This is a genomic window from Pantoea sp. VS1, from assembly GCF_002207995.1.
In the GTDB taxonomy this organism is placed as follows: Bacteria; Pseudomonadota; Gammaproteobacteria; order Enterobacterales; family Enterobacteriaceae; genus Pantoea; species Pantoea dispersa.
In genome coordinates this window covers 1-17,696 of the sequence record NZ_NHZE01000067.1, presented here as the reverse complement: position 1 = coordinate 17,696, position 17,696 = coordinate 1, and the positions used below count along the sequence as shown (strand labels likewise).

The window sequence follows — 17,696 nt, the reverse complement described above, 5'->3', positions numbered from 1 at the left end:
AAATTGTTACAAAGCATATTAAACAGCAGCTTATCTTTAATTTTAACCGCGAACTGCGGCTCCGCTCGCGCTTTTCTGACTGATTTTGACGCCGTTTAGCGCTTGTCTGAAAATCAGCGGCGTTTTCTGTCGGCGAGTGGTCCAGCCAGGCCGTCCCGCTTCCGCCGTCAGGCGGGGCGCGCCATTTGGCTTAAGTTTCGCCTGCAGGATAAGCCAGCGGCCGCGCTCAGCAGCATAAAATAGCGCGTTTTCGCCGCTGACTGCGTATCCGCGCTCGGAACAGTGCCAGTGCGCGCGCAAAATAAGGCCAGTGTTAAATAAAGTGATTTAAATCAGTCAGTAAACTCCCCTTTCCTCTGCGCAAATGATCTCCGACACTGCATCGGTACCTGCTTACTGAGTTCATGTGGAGAAGAAAGATGAAAAAAACCGTTGTTCTGCTGAGCGCTCTGGTACTCACCAGCCTCACACAGGTTCAGGCCGCTACGCCAGCGGGCGAAGCCGCCGGCGCACAGGCGTCGACCACGGCCAAAGGTAATTCCGATGCTATCGGCATCGGTGCGGTGGGTGCCCTGCTCGGCGTCGCGCTGGCCACCATGGGCGGCGGCGATCACGGCGGTAGCAGCACCTCAACGACCACGGCGACCACGCCGGGCAAATAACGCTTATCTGGCGCGGCAAGGCTGCGGCGCTTCCCCCTCTTATACTGCCAGCCCTTTCGCCAGCGGAGAATAAGTTGCGCCCCGGCTTGTTTCACCAGGCCATTACTCTCCGCCTCTTTTTTCCTCACTTTCCGTCACGTACTCAATGCGGTTCACAAACCATACCTTCTGTCCTTCCGGCGTGTTTACCGTCACCTCGTCATCCACCTCTTTTTTGATCAGCGCGCGCGCCATCGGCGAGTCGATGGAGATGTACTCTTTCACCGTATCGCCATAGATCTCGTCCGGTCCGACGATACGAAAACGCTTCACGTCGCCCTGCTCGTTCTCCACTTCCACCCAGGCGCCGAAGAACACTTTGCCCTCCTGCTGCGGCGCATAATCAACAATTTTCAGCTCGGCGAGGCATTTACGCAGATAGCGCACGCGCCGATCGATCTGGCGCAGCAGGCGCTTGTTATAGGTGTAATCGGCGTTTTCAGAGCGATCGCCCAGGCTGGCGGCCCAGGAGACAATGCGGGTGATTTCCGGCCGCTTCTCATTCCACAGATGGTCGTGCTCAGCACGCAGCTTGTTATAGCCTTCGCGGGTAATCAGTTGGGTTTTCATCGCTTCACTCGTGGTTACAGCCCTGTTCACTGCACAGAGGCTATCACAAAGCCTTACCTGCCCGGACAGGCACCCAGCGTCTTTTTCATCAGGCGCACATAATCGGCGACCAGGCCGGGCGTCCAGGTCATGATTTCTGCCCGTTCGCGCAGCACGCAGGCGCCCCAGAACGCCGGCTGCAGCAGCAGCGCAAACACCTGCTGCAGTCGCTGGCCGTAATAGCCTTCAAACGCCACGTCCAGCGCATCCACCACGGTGGTCGAACAGTTTTTTGCCGTCAGATTATACAGGCTGTCACCACGGTTGGCCTGCCAGTAGCTGGCGAGCGCCTGCCCGTTGTAGTGCTGAAAACTGAAGGTTAAATCCGGGCTGCGCCAGTCGGCAATCTCTGCCGCCAGCGAGGGGAGAAAACGGCCGGGGCGATCGTTAATCTGTCCGGCCAGCAGCAGACGCGGCAGCTCGTGCGGTTGCGGATCGATCTCCTGCTGCGGATAAAGGCTGATGTAGCCGCGCTCGCCAAAGCTCAGTGCCGCGTGGCCGGTACAAAAGTGCCCTTCACCGTTAATCACGCCGATGTAACGGTCAATCACATAGCGCTTCGGCTGTTGACTGGCTTCAGACTGCGCCTGCCAGACGTGGACACAGAGAGGAAATGCCGCAGCGTCCGGCGGAAAGCGGGCCTGCTGCCACGGCCGGAGCCGCGCGATATGACGATGGCCGCGACAAAACCACGGCAGCAGCGTAACGGACTGACCCGCCGGCAGGCGCTGCCACTGGCGCCAGACGCGCCACACCGTCAGGCTGAACGACAGCAGCAACAGTACCAGCCAGCTGCCCAGCAACAGGCAGGTATGCAGGTTGTCATTGAAAAACAGCACCACGCTGAGCACCATCTCGCCGCAGCCCAGCATAAAATGCCGCACCCAGCGCTGGCGCTGAATCAGCGCCGCGCTCAGGCAGCGAAACAGGCCGTTAAACAACAGGCAGATTTCCATCACCGTCAGCAGCAGTTTCTTCAGTTGCCTTTCATCACCGTGCCACAGCGCGCCGGCCAGCAGCGTGCCGACAAAAATCAGGGAAAACAGCAGATTGAGCCAGCGCTGCAGCGACACCTCGCCGCTCAGCAGGTTAAACAGCAGCGACAGCGACATTAAGAGCGCCAGCACCTGTAGCGACAGATTGATATGCCCATCGACCAGCACGTCCGCCACGATCATGCCTGCCAGCAGCACGCCGCACAGCGCCAGGGCATAAATCAGCAGACGATAACGCACCAGCAGCTCGCGTCCGGCCAGCAGCAGCAGTAATTTGATCATTGCTTCACCCTCCTTCCGTGGTTTGCCGCGGATTATAGGGCAGAGGCGGGGCGAGCCTGGCAGCAACCGGCACGCCATTGCGCTGGGGTTTAACACATAGGTGGCTAAGTTTCTCTGAGTTGCGCGCTGCATTCAGAAAAAGACGGATTCACCGGTCAGCGGCTGGCAATTTGCGGCCTCAGTCCGTATAACTGTCCCCTATTTCTAACCCTGTGTAAGCAAGACCGTTACTGATGATGAAAGATTCGCTGAGCCAGATTATCGCAGGTGAGCTGAAGGCACGCGCCGACCAGGTTGACGCCGCCATTCGCTTGCTGGATGAAGGGAACACCGTGCCGTTTATCGCACGTTACCGTAAGGAAGTGACCGGCGGGCTGGATGATACCCAGCTGCGTACGCTGGAGAGCCGTCTCGGCTATCTGCGTGAGCTGGAGGAACGCCGCCAGTCGATTCTGAAATCCATTGATGACCAGGGCAAACTGACGCCGGAATTAGCCACTGCCATCAACGGCACGCTGAACAAAACCGAGCTGGAAGATCTCTATCTGCCTTATAAGCAGAAGCGCCGCACGCGCGGGCAGATCGCTATCGAAGCCGGGCTGGAACCGCTGGCTGAGACGCTGTGGAACGATGCGTCTCAGGATCCCGAGCAGCTGGCAGCGCGTTATGTCGACGCGGACAAAGGCGTCGCCGATGTGCGTGCCGCACTGGATGGCGCACGCTATATCCTGATGGAGCGCTTCGCCGAAGACGCCACGCTGCTGGCGAAAGTGCGTGAATACCTGTGGAAGAACGCCCATCTGGTTGCGCGCGTGGTGGAAGGCAAAGAGGAAGAAGGCGCTAAATTCCGCGACTACTTTGATCACCACGAAGCGCTGAGCAGCGTGCCGTCGCACCGCGCGCTGGCCATGTTCCGTGGCCGTAACGAAGGCATTTTACAGCTGTCGCTCAACGCCGATCCGCAGTTTGATGAAGCGCCGCGCGAAAGCTACGGTGAAACGCTGATCGCCGACCACCTTGGCCTGCGCCTGAACAACGCACCGGCCGACAGCTGGCGCAAAGCCGTGGTCAGCTGGACCTGGCGCATCAAGGTCCTGCTGCACCTCGAAACCGAACTGATGGGCACCATCCGCGAACGGGCGGAAGACGAAGCGATCAACGTGTTTGCCCGTAATCTGCACGATCTGCTGATGGCGGCTCCCGCCGGCATGCGCGCCACCATGGGTCTCGATCCTGGCCTGCGCACCGGGGTCAAAGTGGCGGTGGTCGATGCCACCGGCAAGCTGGTCGCGACCGATACCATCTATCCGCATACCGGCCAGGCGGCCAAAGCCGCAACCTCGGTGGCGGCACTGTGCGCGAAACATCAGGTTGAACTGGTGGCGATCGGCAACGGCACCGCTTCACGTGAAACCGAGCGTTTCTTCCTCGACGTACAGAAGCAGTTCCCGCGAATCAAAGCGCAAAAAGTGATTGTCAGTGAGGCCGGAGCATCGGTCTATTCCGCTTCCGAACTGGCGGCGCAGGAGTTCCCCGATCTCGACGTTTCGCTGCGCGGTGCGGTGTCTATCGCCCGTCGTCTGCAGGATCCGCTGGCAGAGCTGGTCAAAATTGACCCGAAATCGATTGGCGTTGGCCAGTATCAGCACGATGTCAGCCAGAGCCAGCTGGCGAAAAAACTCGATGCGGTGGTGGAAGATTGTGTGAACGCCGTGGGCGTCGATCTGAATACCGCTTCGGTGGCGCTGCTGACGCGCGTCGCCGGCCTGACGCGCATGATGGCGCAGAACATTGTCAGCTGGCGTGACGAAAACGGCCGCTTCCAGAACCGCCAGCAGCTGTTGAAGGTGAGCCGCCTTGGGCCGAAAGCCTTTGAACAGTGCGCCGGCTTCCTGCGCATCAACCACGGCGATAATCCGCTGGATGCCTCAACGGTGCATCCGGAAGCCTATCCGCTGGTGGAGCGCATTCTCGCCGCTACGGAACAGGCGCTGAATGAACTGGTGGGCAATCCGGGTAGCCTGCGCGACCTGAATGCGCGCGACTTCACCGATGAGCGTTTCGGGCTGCCGACCGTCACCGATATCATCAAAGAGCTGGAGAAACCGGGCCGCGATCCGCGTCCGGAGTTCAAAACCGCGCAGTTTGCCGAAGGCGTGGAGACGCTCAACGACCTGCTGCCGGGCATGGTGCTGGAAGGTGCGGTGACCAACGTGACCAACTTCGGCGCGTTCGTCGATATCGGCGTGCATCAGGACGGCCTGGTGCACATCTCTTCACTGTCGGACAAATTCGTAGACGATCCGCATCAGGTGGTGAAAGCCGGCGATATCGTCAAAGTGAAGGTGATGGAAGTCGATCTGCAGCGTAAGCGTATCGCGCTGACCATGCGTCTGGATGAGCAGCCGGGTGAAAGCAACGCGCGCAGCGGCGGCAACCGTGGCGCAGGCAAAGAGGCCGCGCGGCCGGCCGCCGGTGCCAAAGGCCGCGGCAAACCTGCCAGCAGCAGCGTCGGTAATAGCGCGATGGGCGATGCGCTGGCGGCCGCGTTTGGGAAGAAACGCTAAGCGGCGCGCGAGTACAGGAGGTTGATAAATTGTCCTGGGGGACTACGCTGAAAAAACCGTGTGAAAAAATGACCTTCCGCGTAACCCGGCGATCCGATGGACATTATCAACTTCCTGCTCGATGAGATTTATGAAGGTAGCTTCCCCGTCGCGGCGCGCGAGCGCCTGCTTTCGCACATCCGCGCGGCGCGCGACACGGTAAAGCTGCCGCGTAAAGCGCACTGGGATGAAAAAGACGTGGTGCTGATCAGTTACGCCGACCAGTTCCGCGAACCCGAGCAACCCACGCTCGCCAGCTTTACGCGCTTTTATCAGCAGCATCTGCAGTCCACCTTCAGCCTGGTGCATCTGCTGCCATTTTTCCCCTACTCGTCCGACGATGGCTTCTCGGTTATCGATTACCACAAAGTGAACCCGATTTGCGGCGACTGGCAGCACATCACGGCGCTGCACAGCGAAACCCGGCTGATGTTCGATTTCGTCTGTAACCATATGTCGGCGCACAGCGCATGGTTTCGCCACTTTCTGGCGCAGGATGCCGGCTGGGACGACTTCTTTATCAGCATGCCGCCCGCCACCGATCTCAGCGCCGTGACGCGCCCGCGCACCTCACCGCTGCTGACGCCGTTTACCCTCGCTAACGGCGACACGCGCTTTATCTGGACCACCTTCAGCGCCGACCAAATCGATCTCAACTTCGCCAATCCGCAGGTGCTGATCCGCATGGTGGGCGTGCTGCTGGATTATCTCAACAAAGGCGCGGATTACGTGCGGCTGGACGCGGTGGGCTACATGTGGAAAACGCCGGGCACACGCTGTATCCATCTGACCAAAACCCATCAGCTGGTGAAGCTGTTTCGCGCCATCGCCAACGAAGTCGCGCCAGGTACGGTGATCGTGACCGAAACCAACGTGCCGCATCAGGATAACATCAGCTATTTCGGCAACGGCCACGACGAAGCGCAGATGGTTTACCAGTTTTCACTGCCACCGCTGGTGCTGCACGCCATTCACTCCGGCTCGGCGCGCGCGCTGCGCCAGTGGGCCAGCACGCTTGAGCCCAGTGATGGCGGCACCACCTTCTTTAATTTTCTCGCCTCGCACGACGGCATTGGCCTCAATCCGGCACGCGGCATTTTGTCGGAAGTCGAGATTGTGGCGCTGGTGCGTGAACTGGCGCTGGAGGGCGCGCTGGTGTCCTATAAAAACAACCCGGACGGCAGCACCAGCCCGTATGAAATCAACGTAACGTATCTGGATGCGCTCAATCACCAGACCGACGATGACGACACGCGCCTGCGCCGTTTCCTGCTGGCGCACGCGATTCTGCTGGCCTTTCCCGGCGTGCCCGCCATCTATATTCAAAGTATTCTCGGCTCGCGCAATGACAACGAGGGCGTGCGCGCTGCCGGGCACAACCGCGCCATCAACCGTGAGAAGTACAGCCTGCGCGATATCGAACAGCAAATCAGCGGCGGCAACCCGCTGCGTCAGCAGGTGTTTGAGCGGCTTAGCGCACTGATTCAGCTGCGCACCCGGCAGCCGGCGTTCCATCCGGACAATCCGATGACGCTGCTGGAGAGCGACAACGCGGTGCTGCTGCTGCGCCGTCACGCCGCGGACAGCGACGAAGGGTTACTGTGCGTGTTCAATCTCAGCAGCCGCCAGATCAGCACCACGCTGCCGCAGGCGCGCCCTTTTCAGGATGTGATCAGCGGGCAGCGCGTGGATGGCAGCCAGCCGCTGGTGCTGGCCGCCTGGCAGTTTATGTGGCTGCGTGGATGAACTGCAGCACCTGCTGGCAGAACGCCTCCGGGTGCGAAATAAACGGCGCGTGCGCGGCCTTCGCGATGACAACCGACTGCGAATGCGGCCAGCGTGCATCCAGCTGCGGCGCAATGCGGCGCGGCACCAGGCCATCCAGCGCGCCATAGATACGCAGGAACGGCAGCGTCAGCCCATCCAGTGCGCTGCGCAAATCATCGTGGCGCAGAATGTTCAATCCCCCTTCCAGTACCGCCACTGACGGCATCGGCTGCGACAGCACTACCTCTTTCAGCTGGCGCGCATCCTGACGCGCATTTTCCGTCCCCATGGTTTGCAGCGCGAGAAAACGCTCCACGGTGCGCTGGAAATCGCTGCTCAATTGCTGCTGGAACGTCGCCAGCGTCTCAGGCTGGATGCCGGGCCATTCATCCCGGGCGGTAAAGCACGGCGACGACGCCACGCTAATCAATGCCGCCACGCGATCGGGCTGGCTCAGCGCCAGCTGGCTGGCCACTAAACCGCCCAGCGACCAGCCGAGCAGCACGGCGCGCGCTGGCAACTGCGGTAATAGCTGCTGCGCCATCTGCGCCAGGCTCAGCGGCCCAAATCCCTGGCTGCGGCCAAATCCCGGCAGGTCCACCAGGTGCAGACGAAAATGCGGGCTGAGTCGCGGAACAATGTGTTGCCACACTTCGGCGTTCAGTCCCCAGCCGTGCAGCAGCACAAGATCGCGATCGCCTGTGCCTGTGGTGTGCCAGTAAAGCGAACTCATCGGTTACACTCCCGAAAAGTGAAAAGGAGGTCGCTATGCTAGCAATCCCGGCCCTGTGTTGGCTATGCCGTCTGCCGCTGCGTATCGCCCGGCACGGCCTGTGCAGCGTGTGTCTGCGTCAGCTACCGGCACTGCCGGCGCTCTGTCCCTGCTGCGGACTGCCGGCCAGCGGCGATCAGCCGTGCGGACGCTGCCTGCGCCGGCCGCCGCCGTGGCAGGCGCTCACTTGCGTGAGTGATTATGTGCCGCCGCTGAGCGAATGGGTGCAGCAGCTCAAATTCTCGCGCGCAACCGCACTCAGGGTGATGCTGGCGCGGCTGCTTTTGTTAAAATTATTAACAAAGCGCCGCCAGCAGCCGTTGTCGCGTATCGATCTGGTGCTGAGCGTGCCGCTGCATCGCCGCCGCGCCTGGCAGCGCGGTTATAATCAGGCCGCGCTGCTGGCTAAACCGCTGGCGCGCTGGCTCGGCTGTGAATACCGCGAAGGGCTGCGCCGGGTGCGTCACGGCGCGGTGCAGCATGCGCTCAGCGCCCGCGCCCGGAAAAGCAATCTGCGTGGCGCGTTTCGCCTTGAAATGGCGGTGCGCGGACGCCACATCCTGCTTATCGATGATGTGGTGACCACCGGCAGCACGGTGGGGGAAATCAGCCGCTTATTACTGGCGCAGGGCGCGGCCAGCGTACACATAGGATGCCTGTGCCGTACCTTGTAGAGCGTCGGCGTTGGGCGTATTATAACCAGGTATTTTAGTCAACTATTGAGCAATCGCCATGATCCGTATTACTGATACTGCGCAAGAGCACTTCGCAAAACTGCTGTCAAAACAGGAAGATGGCACCCAGATTCGCGTATTCGTTATTAACCCGGGTACGCCAACCGCCGAGTGCGGCGTCTCCTACTGCCCGCCGGACGCGGTTGAAGCCACCGATACCGAACTGAAGTTCGACAAGCTGTCTGCGTATGTCGATGAGCTGAGCGCGCCGTACCTCGAAGATGCGGAGATCGACTTCGTGACCGATAACCTCGGTTCACAGCTGACGCTGAAAGCGCCGAACGCCAAGATGCGTAAAGTGTCGGACGATGCGCCGATGGTTGAGCGCGTGGAGTATCTGCTGCAGGCGCAGATCAACCCGCAGCTGGCCAGCCACGGCGGGCGCGTCTCGCTGATGGAGATCACCGACGAGGGCTATGCCATTCTGCAGTTCGGCGGCGGCTGTAACGGTTGCTCGATGATTGACGTGACGCTGAAAGACGGCATCGAGAAAGAGCTGCTGGCCGCCTTCCCGGAACTGAAAGGCGTGCGCGATCTCACCGAGCATCAGCGCGGCGAGCACTCCTACTACTGATAGAAGATGCGGCAGCCACCCCGGCTGCCGCGTGTTTTACTGCTTCTTACGCCCTTCATTGACGATCGCCAGCAGCCGCTGCACTTTCCGGTAACTAAACAACTTCTCCAATGGTACGCGCAGTTTGCGCCGCCAGTTGGGGTATTCGGCTACCGTACCCGGCACGTTGACCGGCGTCTCCATTCCCAGCCAGTCCTCCGGCTGCAGCCCCAGCAGGGCGCTGTCGGTAAATGCCAGAAAGCGGTGCACGCCCTGATTCAGCGCGGGCGTCAGACGCTGGCCGGCGCGGTTTTTGCTGCGCGCATCAATGGCTTGCGCCTCGCTCATCGCCTTCAGCAGCGCTTTTCTCTGCCCATCGCGTTCGGCGATGGCCGCCTTCAGCATGCTGCGTTTAGTAAACAGCCCCAGCTGCTCGCGCAACTGCAGATCGGCGGCATGCCAGAATCCGCTCAGCGTCGGTAAATCATGGGTACTGGCACTGGCAATCGACTGGCGCGGATAGGCTGCCGGTGGCCGGAACTGCCCCTCCTCCCCGCACTCGAACATCAGCACCTTCCACGAAAAAATGCCGCGATCGCGCAGCAGGCTGACGATCTCCTGCGGCACGGTGCCGAGATCTTCACCGATCACCATACAGCGCTGACGCTGGCTCTCCAGCGCGAGGATCGCCAGCAGGTCGTGCACCGGATAGGCGACATACGCGCCTTTATCGGCACCTTCGCCATAGGGAATCCACCACAAACGCAGTAGCGCCATAACGTGATCGATGCGCAGCGCCCCGCAATCGCGCATATTGGCGCGCAGCAGATCGATAAACGGCTGATAGCCCCGCGCGCGCAGCACATGTGGATCGAGCGGCGGCAGCGCCCAGTTCTGCCCGAGCGGGCCAAGCGGATCCGGCGGCGCACCCACCGATGCGCCCAGCTTATACAGCTGCGGATCCTGCCAGGTTTCCGCGCTGTGCTGTGCCACGCCAACCGCCAAATCGCGATATAACCCGACCGCCATCCCCAGCTGCTGGCTACGCTGCCAGCAGGCGGCGAACTGCTGCTGCGCCAGCCACTGCAGCCAGCTCCAGAACAGAATGTCGTCCTCATGCTGCGCGCACCATTGCTGCACCTCCGGCTGCTGCGCCTGCTGCCAGCCTGACGGCCACTTTTCCCAGCCCCACTCATCGGGATGCTGCTGGCTGCGCGCCGCTACGATGGCGTCAAACGCCGCCTGATAGCGCAGCGCATCGCCGCCTTCAGCCAGAAACTGCTGAAACGCCGGCTGTCGGGTCAGCTGCGGCTGTGCGTGCTGCCAGGCAAAACGCAGCGCAGTCAGCTTGAGCGTCGTCACCGCGCGGTAATCAACAAACGCTGCGCTGCGCGCCTGTTTTAGCGCTTTGCGCGTTGGCGCGCTGTGCCACCAGCGCTGGGCGGCTTCACTGTGGGTGAATTCGTCGATTTGATTGATGTCGATGTACAGCACGTTGAGCCAGCGGCGCGAGCTCGGGCTGTACGGGCTGACGTGATCCGGCTGCGCCGGATAGAGCGCATGCAGCGGGTTGAGACCGATAAAATCGCCGCCGTGAGCGGCGACCTGCTCCAGCATCTGCATCAGATCGCCAAAGTCGCCGATGCCCCAGTTACGCGCCGAGCGCAGCGTATAGAGCTGCACCAGCGCGCCCCAGCGCTTCTCCCCCTGCGCCAGCGCTGGCGGCAGATAACAGCGCGCCGGTGCGATGATAATGCGCGTCTGCCACTGCTGGCGTGAAGTGCTCAGCGTGAGCTGATAGTAGCCCTCGGGCAGTTCTGCCGGCAGCGCCAGGCTTTCTCCCGCGCTCAGCGTGCCGTCATAGTGCTGCCCCTGCTCGCTCACCAGCTGCCAGCGGTAGTCGTCGCTACCCTGCGGCGTCAGTTCAGGCAGCCCGGGCGGCGTGAACACCAGTACCGGCGGCAGCGGTGGCGCGTTGCCCGTCGGGGCGTCCATCAGCGCCAGCAGCGCGCGTTTGGTGTCGTCGCTGATGGTCTGTGACTCACCTTTATTGTTGATAAAACTCAGTGCGATACCGGCATCCCGTGCAGCCTGATCCAGTTTCTTCATGGCCATGTCGTCTCCTTCGTTGCCGTGCGCACATTACGCATGCAGCGTCATTTTCCGGCGGCTCAGCGCGCCGCCTGCCAGATACGCTGTTGATAATCGCGAATCGAACGATCGGCACTGAAGCGGCCGGTATGCGCCGTGTTGAGAATCGCCGCTTTGGTCCACGCTTCCGGGTCGCGCCACAGCGCTTCGACGCGCTGCTGCGCCGCGATGTAAGCGGCGAAATCGGCCAGCACCAGCCACGGATCGCCCTGTTTGCTCAGGCTCTCCAGCAGCGGCGCAAATACCTGCCGGTCGCCGTCGCTGAATTTGCCCTTTTCCAGCTCCTTCAGCAAACCGTCGAGATAGCGATCGTGCTTACGCAGTTTCTTCGGACTGTAACCGTCGGCCTTCAGTGCTTTTACCTCATCCACCGTGTTGCCAAAGATAAAGATATTTTTCTCACCGACCGCCTCGGCAATCTCCACGTTAGCCCCGTCCAGCGTGCCAATCGTCAGCGCGCCGTTGAGCGCCAGCTTCATGTTGCCGGTACCGGAGGCTTCGTAGCCGGCCGTGGAGATCTGCTCCGAGAGATCGGCTGCCGGAATCATCAGCTCGGCGGCGGTAATCCGGTAATCCGGCACAAACACGACTTTCAGGCGATCGCCCACCAGCGGGTCGTTGTTGATCACCTCCGCGACTTTATTGATGGCACAGATGATGTTTTTTGCCAGCAAATAGCCGGGCGCCGCCTTGGCACCAAACAGAAAGACGCGCGGCACGAAGTCGGGATTGTCCGGGTTATCGCGCAGCTGGCGATAGCAGTGCAGGATGTGCAGCAGACTGAGATGCTGGCGTTTGTATTCGTGCAGGCGCTTGATCTGCACATCAAACAGCGCGTCAGGATTGATATCGATGCCAGTCACGCGTTTGATGTACACCGTCAGCCGCAGTTTGTTTTGCTGTTTGATGGTGCGGAACTGCTGGCGAAAGCTTTTCTTCTTCGCCAGCGGCGCCAGCCATTCCAGCGCGTCGAGATCGTTGGCCCACTCCACCTGCAGGCTGTCGTCAATCAGCGCGGACAGCAGGGGGTTGCACTGCTTCAGCCAGCGGCGCGGCGTAATGCCGTTGGTGACGTTATGAAACTTGTACGGCCACAGCTGGTGATATTCCGGGAACAGATCGTTAACCACCAGCTGCGAGTGCAGCGCTGCCACACCGTTGACGGCGAAACAGCTCACCACGCACAGATTGGCCATGCGCACTTCGCCGTCGCTCACCACCGCCAGCTTGTGCCAGAGGGCGCTATCATTCGGCCAGCGCTGTTTGACCTGCTGCTTCAGCTGGCGATTGATCTGTTTGATGATTTGCAGATGGCGCGGCAGCAGTTCGCGCAGCAGGCTCGCCGGCCAGCGCTCCAGCGCCTCCGGCATCAGCGTATGGTTGGTATAGGCAAAGGTGCGGCTGGTAATGTGCCAGGCGTCGTCCCAGCTCAGGCCATGCTCATCCAGCAGCAGGCGCAGCAACTCCGGAATAGCGATGGTGGGATGGGTATCGTTGAGCTGAATCACTTCGAAATCCGGCAGCGTATGCAGCGCACGGCCCGCCAGCCGGTGACGACGCAGTATGTCGCTCACCGCGCAGGCGCACTGGAAATACTGCTGCATCAGCCGCAGACGTTTACCTGCCGCATGGTTGTCATTGGGATAGAGCACTTTGGTCAGCTTGTCGGCTTCAATGCCCGGCTGCTCCGCCTGCAGGAACTTCCCGGCGTTAAACAGCGTCAGGTCAAAAGGCTGCGCGCTGGTGGCTTGCCACAGGCGCAGCGGCAGCGTGATGCCGTTGCGATAGCCGATTACCGGCAGATCCCAGGCCTGGCCGATCAGCTGCTGTGCCGGACGCCATTCGACGCTGCCGTCGTCGCGCTTTTTGACCTTACCGCCCAGCCCCACCGGCACGTCCAGCGCCGCGTTGTGGCGGAACCACGGATAGCGTTCGCGCTGCCAGTCATCCGGCGCTTCGTGCTGCTGTCCGGCCACAAACGACTGACGAAACAGGCCGTACTGATAGTTGAGGCCGTGCCCCATCGCCGGCTGGCCGACCGTCGCCATCGCATCCATGTAGCAGGCCGCGAGCCGTCCCAGACCGCCGTTGCCCAGCGCCGGATCGACCTCCTCCTCCAGCAGTTCATTCAGCTCAACCTGGTGCTCTGCCAGCGCGGCGGCCACCTCGTTATACCAGCCGAGATTGAGCAGGTTGTTACCGGTCAACCGGCCGGGCAGAAACTCCATCGAGAGATAATTAACGTGGCGCTGAGCGCTTTTCGGCGGCACGGGCGGCTGTGCGGCGAGCAGTTCCATCAGCGCCCGGCTGAGCGCCTGCCACCACTGATGCGGCGTCATCTGCCGGGCGGAAGTCAGTCCGAGCTGCTGCCACTGGCGGGTCAGCGCGGCGTCAAAGCGGGTTTTATTGAATTTTAGCGGCGACATAGTGCATCCCTTTGCATCCGAAACGGTAAACACGGGCAAGCGCAAATCTGAAAGAGTAAGTTAAGCCGGGGACGCTGAAAAAAGCGACAGGGAAATGAAGATGCAGTGAAAAAAGGCGTGCCGCTGCGGCCTGGTCGCCATCAATGGCGACCCTACAATAAGCGCGATGACCTGGTGCCTCACAGGGTGCGCATTGATGCGCACCTGGGAAATCAGCACAGCTCCAGATGGACTTCGTGCTGTTCAATCACCTTCAGTACGCTTAACGGCGGGGTTTGATCGGTATACAGGTAATCAATCAGGCTCATGTTGCCAAGGTTAACCATGGCGTTACGGCCAAACTTCGAGTGATCCACCACCAGCATCACGCAGCGCGAGTTCTCGATAATGGCGCGTTTGGTGCGCACTTCGTGATAGTCGAACTCCAGCAGCGAACCGTCCATATCAATACCGCTGATGCCGAGAATGCCGTAATCGAGCCGGAACTGAGAGATAAAATCGAGCGTGGCTTCCCCCATGATACCGCCGTCGCGCGTGCGCACTTCACCGCCGGCGATGATCACGCGGAAATCCGGCTTGGCCATCAGCAAAATCGCCACGTTGAGGTTGTTGGTGACGATACGCAGATTGTTGTGGTTGAGCAGCGCATGCGCCACCGCTTCCGGCGTGGTGCCGATATCAATAAACAGCGTGGCGCCGTCCGGGATCTGGCTCGCCACGCGCTCGGCGATGCGTGCCTTTTCCGCCGACCACATCATTTTGCGATCCTGCCACGCGGTGTTTTCCGAGCTGGAAGGCAGCGCTGCGCCGCCGTGATGACGCTGAATTTTGTTTTGATCGGCCAGATCGTTCAGATCGCGCCGGATAGTCTGCGGGCTGACCTCAAAGTGATCCACCAGCTCTTCCGTACTGACATACCCCTGACGCCGGACCAGATCGATAATGGCGTCATGACGTTGCGTCTGCTTCACATCTCTCTCCTCGGCTCAAGGCCGTGTTCTTTTTATCCTGCTACTAGCGACGTGCGCGTTTGCGCGTATCAACGAACGCCATTGCCAGCCCCACCAGCAAACCGGTGACGTGCGCAGCGTTCGCGATCGACAGGCCAAAGGCGCCGTACCAGCCAATCACCAGCCATACAATAGCGAAGCCAATCAGGCCGCGCTCGAGATAAATGCCACTTTCGGGATCGCGCTCGCCGCGCAGCCAGCAGTAGCCCATCAGCGCATAGACCACGCCGGACAGCCCGCCAAACAGCACACCGCTGAATTTCGCCTGCATCCAGCCGCTCAGCAGCGCTGAAATCAGCATGATAACGAACAGTTTGCCGCTGCCGAGGCGCTTCTCTACCGCACCGCCGAGATACCACCACCACATCAGGTTGAACAGAATGTGCAGCAGCGAGAAGTGCAGCAGCGCGTGGCTGAACCAGCGCCACACCTGAAAATACTGGGAGGAATCCGCCGGCCAGGCCAGCCAGCTGAGTACCACATCGTCGCCGACAATCTGCATCAGGATAAACACTGCCACGCAGGCGATCATGATGGTCAGCGTGAGCGGGCCCGCGCGTTCGCGAATGTTTGCCCAGATATTGCCACGCTCATAACGCAGACCGCTGTCGGTGGTACCGCTGTGCCAGCTCGCCGCCTGATAGCGTGGATGGTTGGGATCGCGCACGAACTGCGCGAGTTCGTTTTCGACCATCTCCAGCTTGCTGTCGTCATCCAGCACAATGACACAGTGACTTTCGCGCTCAATGCGCAGCGTGACGCCACGCGTCGCCATGTAATCCACAAACGCCTGCGCCATACGCGGCTGGTTAAACTGGGTGATGCGCATCATGCGGTGCTCTCCTTCCTTTAATCGGTCAATCAGAGGCTGCCGGTGGCGACCTGCGTCGGAAACGCCGCGCGCCAGGCATCAAAACCGCCGTCGATGCTGTAGACGTCGCTAAAGCCCTGGCTTAACAGGAACTGCGCCGCGCCTTTACTGCTGTTACCGTGATAGCACATCACCAGCACCGGCTGGTCGTGCCGGGCGCCGGCGATAAACGTCGCCAGGTTGTCATTGGTCAGATGTTGCGCACCGGTGGCGTGGCCCATGGCGAAGCTTTGCGGATCGCGGATGTCTACCAGTTGCGCTCCCTGTGCCAGATGCTCGTTAGCCTGCAGGACATTAATACACTCGAAGGTTTCCATGGGTCTCTCATTACCTCGTCATCAATTGGCGTTAGTTTACCCTGATAAGCCGCCGCTATAACCTGACAAATCCTGTGGATATGTGATTTTTTTCCTGCCGAAATGTTAGCTATATCACGCAAGAATGTTTTTATTGAGTTAAGCGCTGGCGTCAATGTTGGTTTCCGATTATTATTACGCTCGAAAACGAACATTTTAGAACTATTCCGAACATCGGAGGAGATGACGTGGAAACCAAAGACCTGATCGTGATCGGCGGCGGCATCAACGGTGCCGGCATTGCAGTGGATGCTGCAGGACGCGGCCTGTCAGTGCTAATGCTGGAGGCGCGGGATTTGGCCTGTGCAACCTCCTCTGCCAGTTCCAAGCTGATTCACGGTGGCCTGCGCTATCTGGAACATTACGAATTCCGTCTGGTGGGCGAAGCGCTGGCCGAACGTGAAGTGCTGCTGAAAATGGCGCCGCACATCGCCTTCCCGATGCGTTTCCGTCTGCCACACCGCCCGCATCTGCGTCCGGCGTGGATGATCCGCATGGGCCTGTTTATGTACGATCGCCTCGGTAAGCGCACTACGCTGCCAGGCAGTAAAGGTCTGCGTTTTGGCGCGGAATCGGCCCTGAAGCCTGAAATTACGCGCGGTTTCGAATATTCCGACTGCTGGGTAGACGATGCGCGCATGGTGGTGCTTAACGCGCAGGAAGTGGTGAAACAGGGCGGCGAAGTGCGCACCCGCACCCGCGTAACCCGCGCCTGGCGTGAAGCCGGCCTGTGGATGGTGGAAGCGGAAGACGTCGATACCGGCAAAACCTACACCTGGCGCGCCAAAGGGCTGGTTAACGCCGCTGGTCCCTGGGTGAAGCAGTTCTTTGACGATGGCCTGAAGCTGAAATCGCCGTACGGTATTCGCCTGATCAAAGGCAGCCATATCGTGGTGCCGCGCGTGCACACCGAGAAGCAGGCTTACATTCTGCAAAACGAAGATAACCGTATCGTGTTTGTGATTCCGTGGATGGATGAGTTTTCGATCATCGGTACCACCGACGTCGAATACAAAGGCGATCCGAAAAATGTCAAAATCGATGACAATGAAATCAGCTACCTGCTGAAGGTGTATAACGCGCACTTTAAAAAGCAGCTGACCAGTGACGATATCGTCTGGACCTACTCCGGCGTGCGTCCGCTGTGCGATGATGAATCTGATTCACCGCAGGCGATCACCCGTGATTACACGCTGGACGTGCACGACGACAACGGTCAGGCACCGCTGCTTTCCGTGTTTGGCGGCAAGCTGACCACCTATCGCAAGCTGGCGGAGCATGCGCTGGAGAAACTGGCGAAATACTACCCCGATGCCGGTCCGGCGTGGACCAAAAACGCCGTGCTGCCAGGCGGTGATTTCTCCGGTACGCGTGAAGATTACGCTGCCAGCCTGCGCCGTCGCTATCCGTTCATCAGCGAAGGCATGGCGCGTCACTTCGCCCGCACCTACGGCAGCCGTACTGAAGAGCTGCTGGAAGGCGCGAAGAGCCGTGAAGATCTGGGTGAAAACTTTGGCCACGAATTCTATGAAGCCGAACTGCGTTACCTGGTGAAACACGAGTGGGTGCGCGAACTGGACGACGCCATCTGGCGCCGTACCAAACAGGGTATGTGGCTGAGCGAAGCCGAACAGGCGCGCATCCGCGACTGGCTGGCGGAAAATGGCCAGAAACCGGCGCTGTCGCTGGCTTCCTAATCGCCTTAAGCATTGTCCTCAACCCCGCCACCGCGCGTAATGCTTGTCAGTTAAGCTTTTAAGGACGCCGCAGCGGATAACGCTGCGGTTTCTTTTTTACCGCCCGCGGATAATGCCGCTGACGACGGCCGGGTAATACGAAGCTTCCCGCCATCGCCATTATTTC

Annotated in this window: 14 protein-coding genes; 6 read left to right on the top strand and 8 right to left on the bottom strand. The window is 60.2% G+C overall.

Going from position 1 to position 17,696, the window contains the following annotated elements:
- Positions 1–419: 419 nt before the first annotated feature.
- The gene (gene yjbE, locus CBW22_RS22565) at positions 420–662 is read left to right on the top strand and encodes an exopolysaccharide production protein YjbE (protein WP_021507409.1); all 243 of its coding nucleotides are present in this window, start codon (positions 420–422) and stop codon (positions 660–662) included.
- Between the two features lie 102 nt (positions 663–764).
- Here yjbE and greB read toward each other — a convergent pair whose 3' ends face one another.
- Together greB and CBW22_RS22555 are read right to left on the bottom strand one after the other, a co-directional pair.
- Positions 765–1,271 carry a transcription elongation factor GreB gene (gene greB, locus CBW22_RS22560; protein WP_021507408.1) on the bottom strand — a complete coding sequence of 169 codons (507 nt, stop codon included), beginning with the start codon at positions 1,269–1,271 and terminating at the stop codon, positions 765–767.
- 53 nt (positions 1,272–1,324) lie between these two features.
- Complete coding sequence (locus CBW22_RS22555; protein ID WP_088517926.1) at positions 1,325–2,587, bottom strand: hypothetical protein; 1,263 nt, start codon at positions 2,585–2,587, stop codon at positions 1,325–1,327.
- 236 nt (positions 2,588–2,823) lie between these two features.
- Here CBW22_RS22555 and CBW22_RS22550 point away from each other — a divergent pair, with 236 nt between their 5' ends.
- Both CBW22_RS22550 and CBW22_RS22545 read left to right on the top strand, forming a co-directional pair.
- The gene (locus CBW22_RS22550) at positions 2,824–5,154 is read left to right on the top strand and encodes a Tex family protein (protein ID WP_088517947.1); all 2,331 of its coding nucleotides are present in this window, start codon (positions 2,824–2,826) and stop codon (positions 5,152–5,154) included.
- Positions 5,155–5,250: 96 nt separating this feature from the next.
- Complete coding sequence (locus tag CBW22_RS22545) at positions 5,251–6,939, top strand: alpha-amylase family glycosyl hydrolase (protein WP_088517925.1); 1,689 nt, start codon at positions 5,251–5,253, stop codon at positions 6,937–6,939.
- Here the strand turns inward: CBW22_RS22545 and bioH are convergent.
- A complete protein-coding gene (bioH, locus tag CBW22_RS22540) occupies positions 6,920–7,693 on the bottom strand; it encodes a pimeloyl-ACP methyl ester esterase BioH (protein WP_088517924.1) in 774 nt (257 codons plus the stop codon). The two genes, CBW22_RS22545 and bioH, sit on opposite strands and share 20 nt — an antisense overlap.
- 35 nt (positions 7,694–7,728) lie before the next feature.
- Between bioH and gntX the strand changes: the two genes are divergently transcribed.
- A complete protein-coding gene (gene gntX / locus CBW22_RS22535; RefSeq protein WP_088517923.1) occupies positions 7,729–8,406 on the top strand; it encodes a DNA utilization protein GntX in 678 nt (225 codons plus the stop codon).
- 58 nt (positions 8,407–8,464) lie between these two features.
- Entirely contained in the window at positions 8,465–9,040 is a 576-nt protein-coding gene (gene nfuA, locus CBW22_RS22530; RefSeq protein ID WP_021507402.1) for a Fe-S biogenesis protein NfuA, read from the top strand.
- 36 nt (positions 9,041–9,076) lie between these two features.
- Here nfuA and malQ read toward each other — a convergent pair whose 3' ends face one another.
- From malQ to glpE, 5 genes are all read right to left on the bottom strand, one after another.
- Positions 9,077–11,134: a 4-alpha-glucanotransferase gene (gene malQ / locus CBW22_RS22525; RefSeq protein ID WP_088517922.1), complete on the bottom strand. Its 2,058-nt coding sequence runs from the start codon at positions 11,132–11,134 to the stop codon at positions 9,077–9,079.
- Between the two features lie 56 nt (positions 11,135–11,190).
- Positions 11,191–13,596 (bottom strand): maltodextrin phosphorylase, encoded by a 2,406-nt coding sequence (gene malP / locus CBW22_RS22520; protein ID WP_088517921.1) that lies wholly within the window; start codon positions 13,594–13,596, stop codon positions 11,191–11,193.
- Between the two features lie 212 nt (positions 13,597–13,808).
- Positions 13,809–14,567 (bottom strand): DeoR/GlpR family transcriptional regulator, encoded by a 759-nt coding sequence (locus tag CBW22_RS22515; RefSeq protein ID WP_088517920.1) that lies wholly within the window; start codon positions 14,565–14,567, stop codon positions 13,809–13,811.
- Positions 14,568–14,610: 43 nt separating this feature from the next.
- Entirely contained in the window at positions 14,611–15,435 is an 825-nt protein-coding gene (glpG, locus tag CBW22_RS22510) for a rhomboid family intramembrane serine protease GlpG (RefSeq protein ID WP_088517946.1), read from the bottom strand.
- A 32-nt stretch (positions 15,436–15,467) separates the two neighbouring features.
- Positions 15,468–15,794 carry a thiosulfate sulfurtransferase GlpE gene (gene glpE / locus CBW22_RS22505; RefSeq protein ID WP_021313438.1) on the bottom strand — a complete coding sequence of 109 codons (327 nt, stop codon included), beginning with the start codon at positions 15,792–15,794 and terminating at the stop codon, positions 15,468–15,470.
- A gap of 227 nt (positions 15,795–16,021) precedes the next feature.
- Between glpE and glpD the strand changes: the two genes are divergently transcribed.
- Positions 16,022–17,530 (top strand): glycerol-3-phosphate dehydrogenase, encoded by a 1,509-nt coding sequence (gene glpD, locus CBW22_RS22495; protein WP_088517919.1) that lies wholly within the window; start codon positions 16,022–16,024, stop codon positions 17,528–17,530.
- The last annotated feature ends 166 nt before the right edge of the window (positions 17,531–17,696 follow it).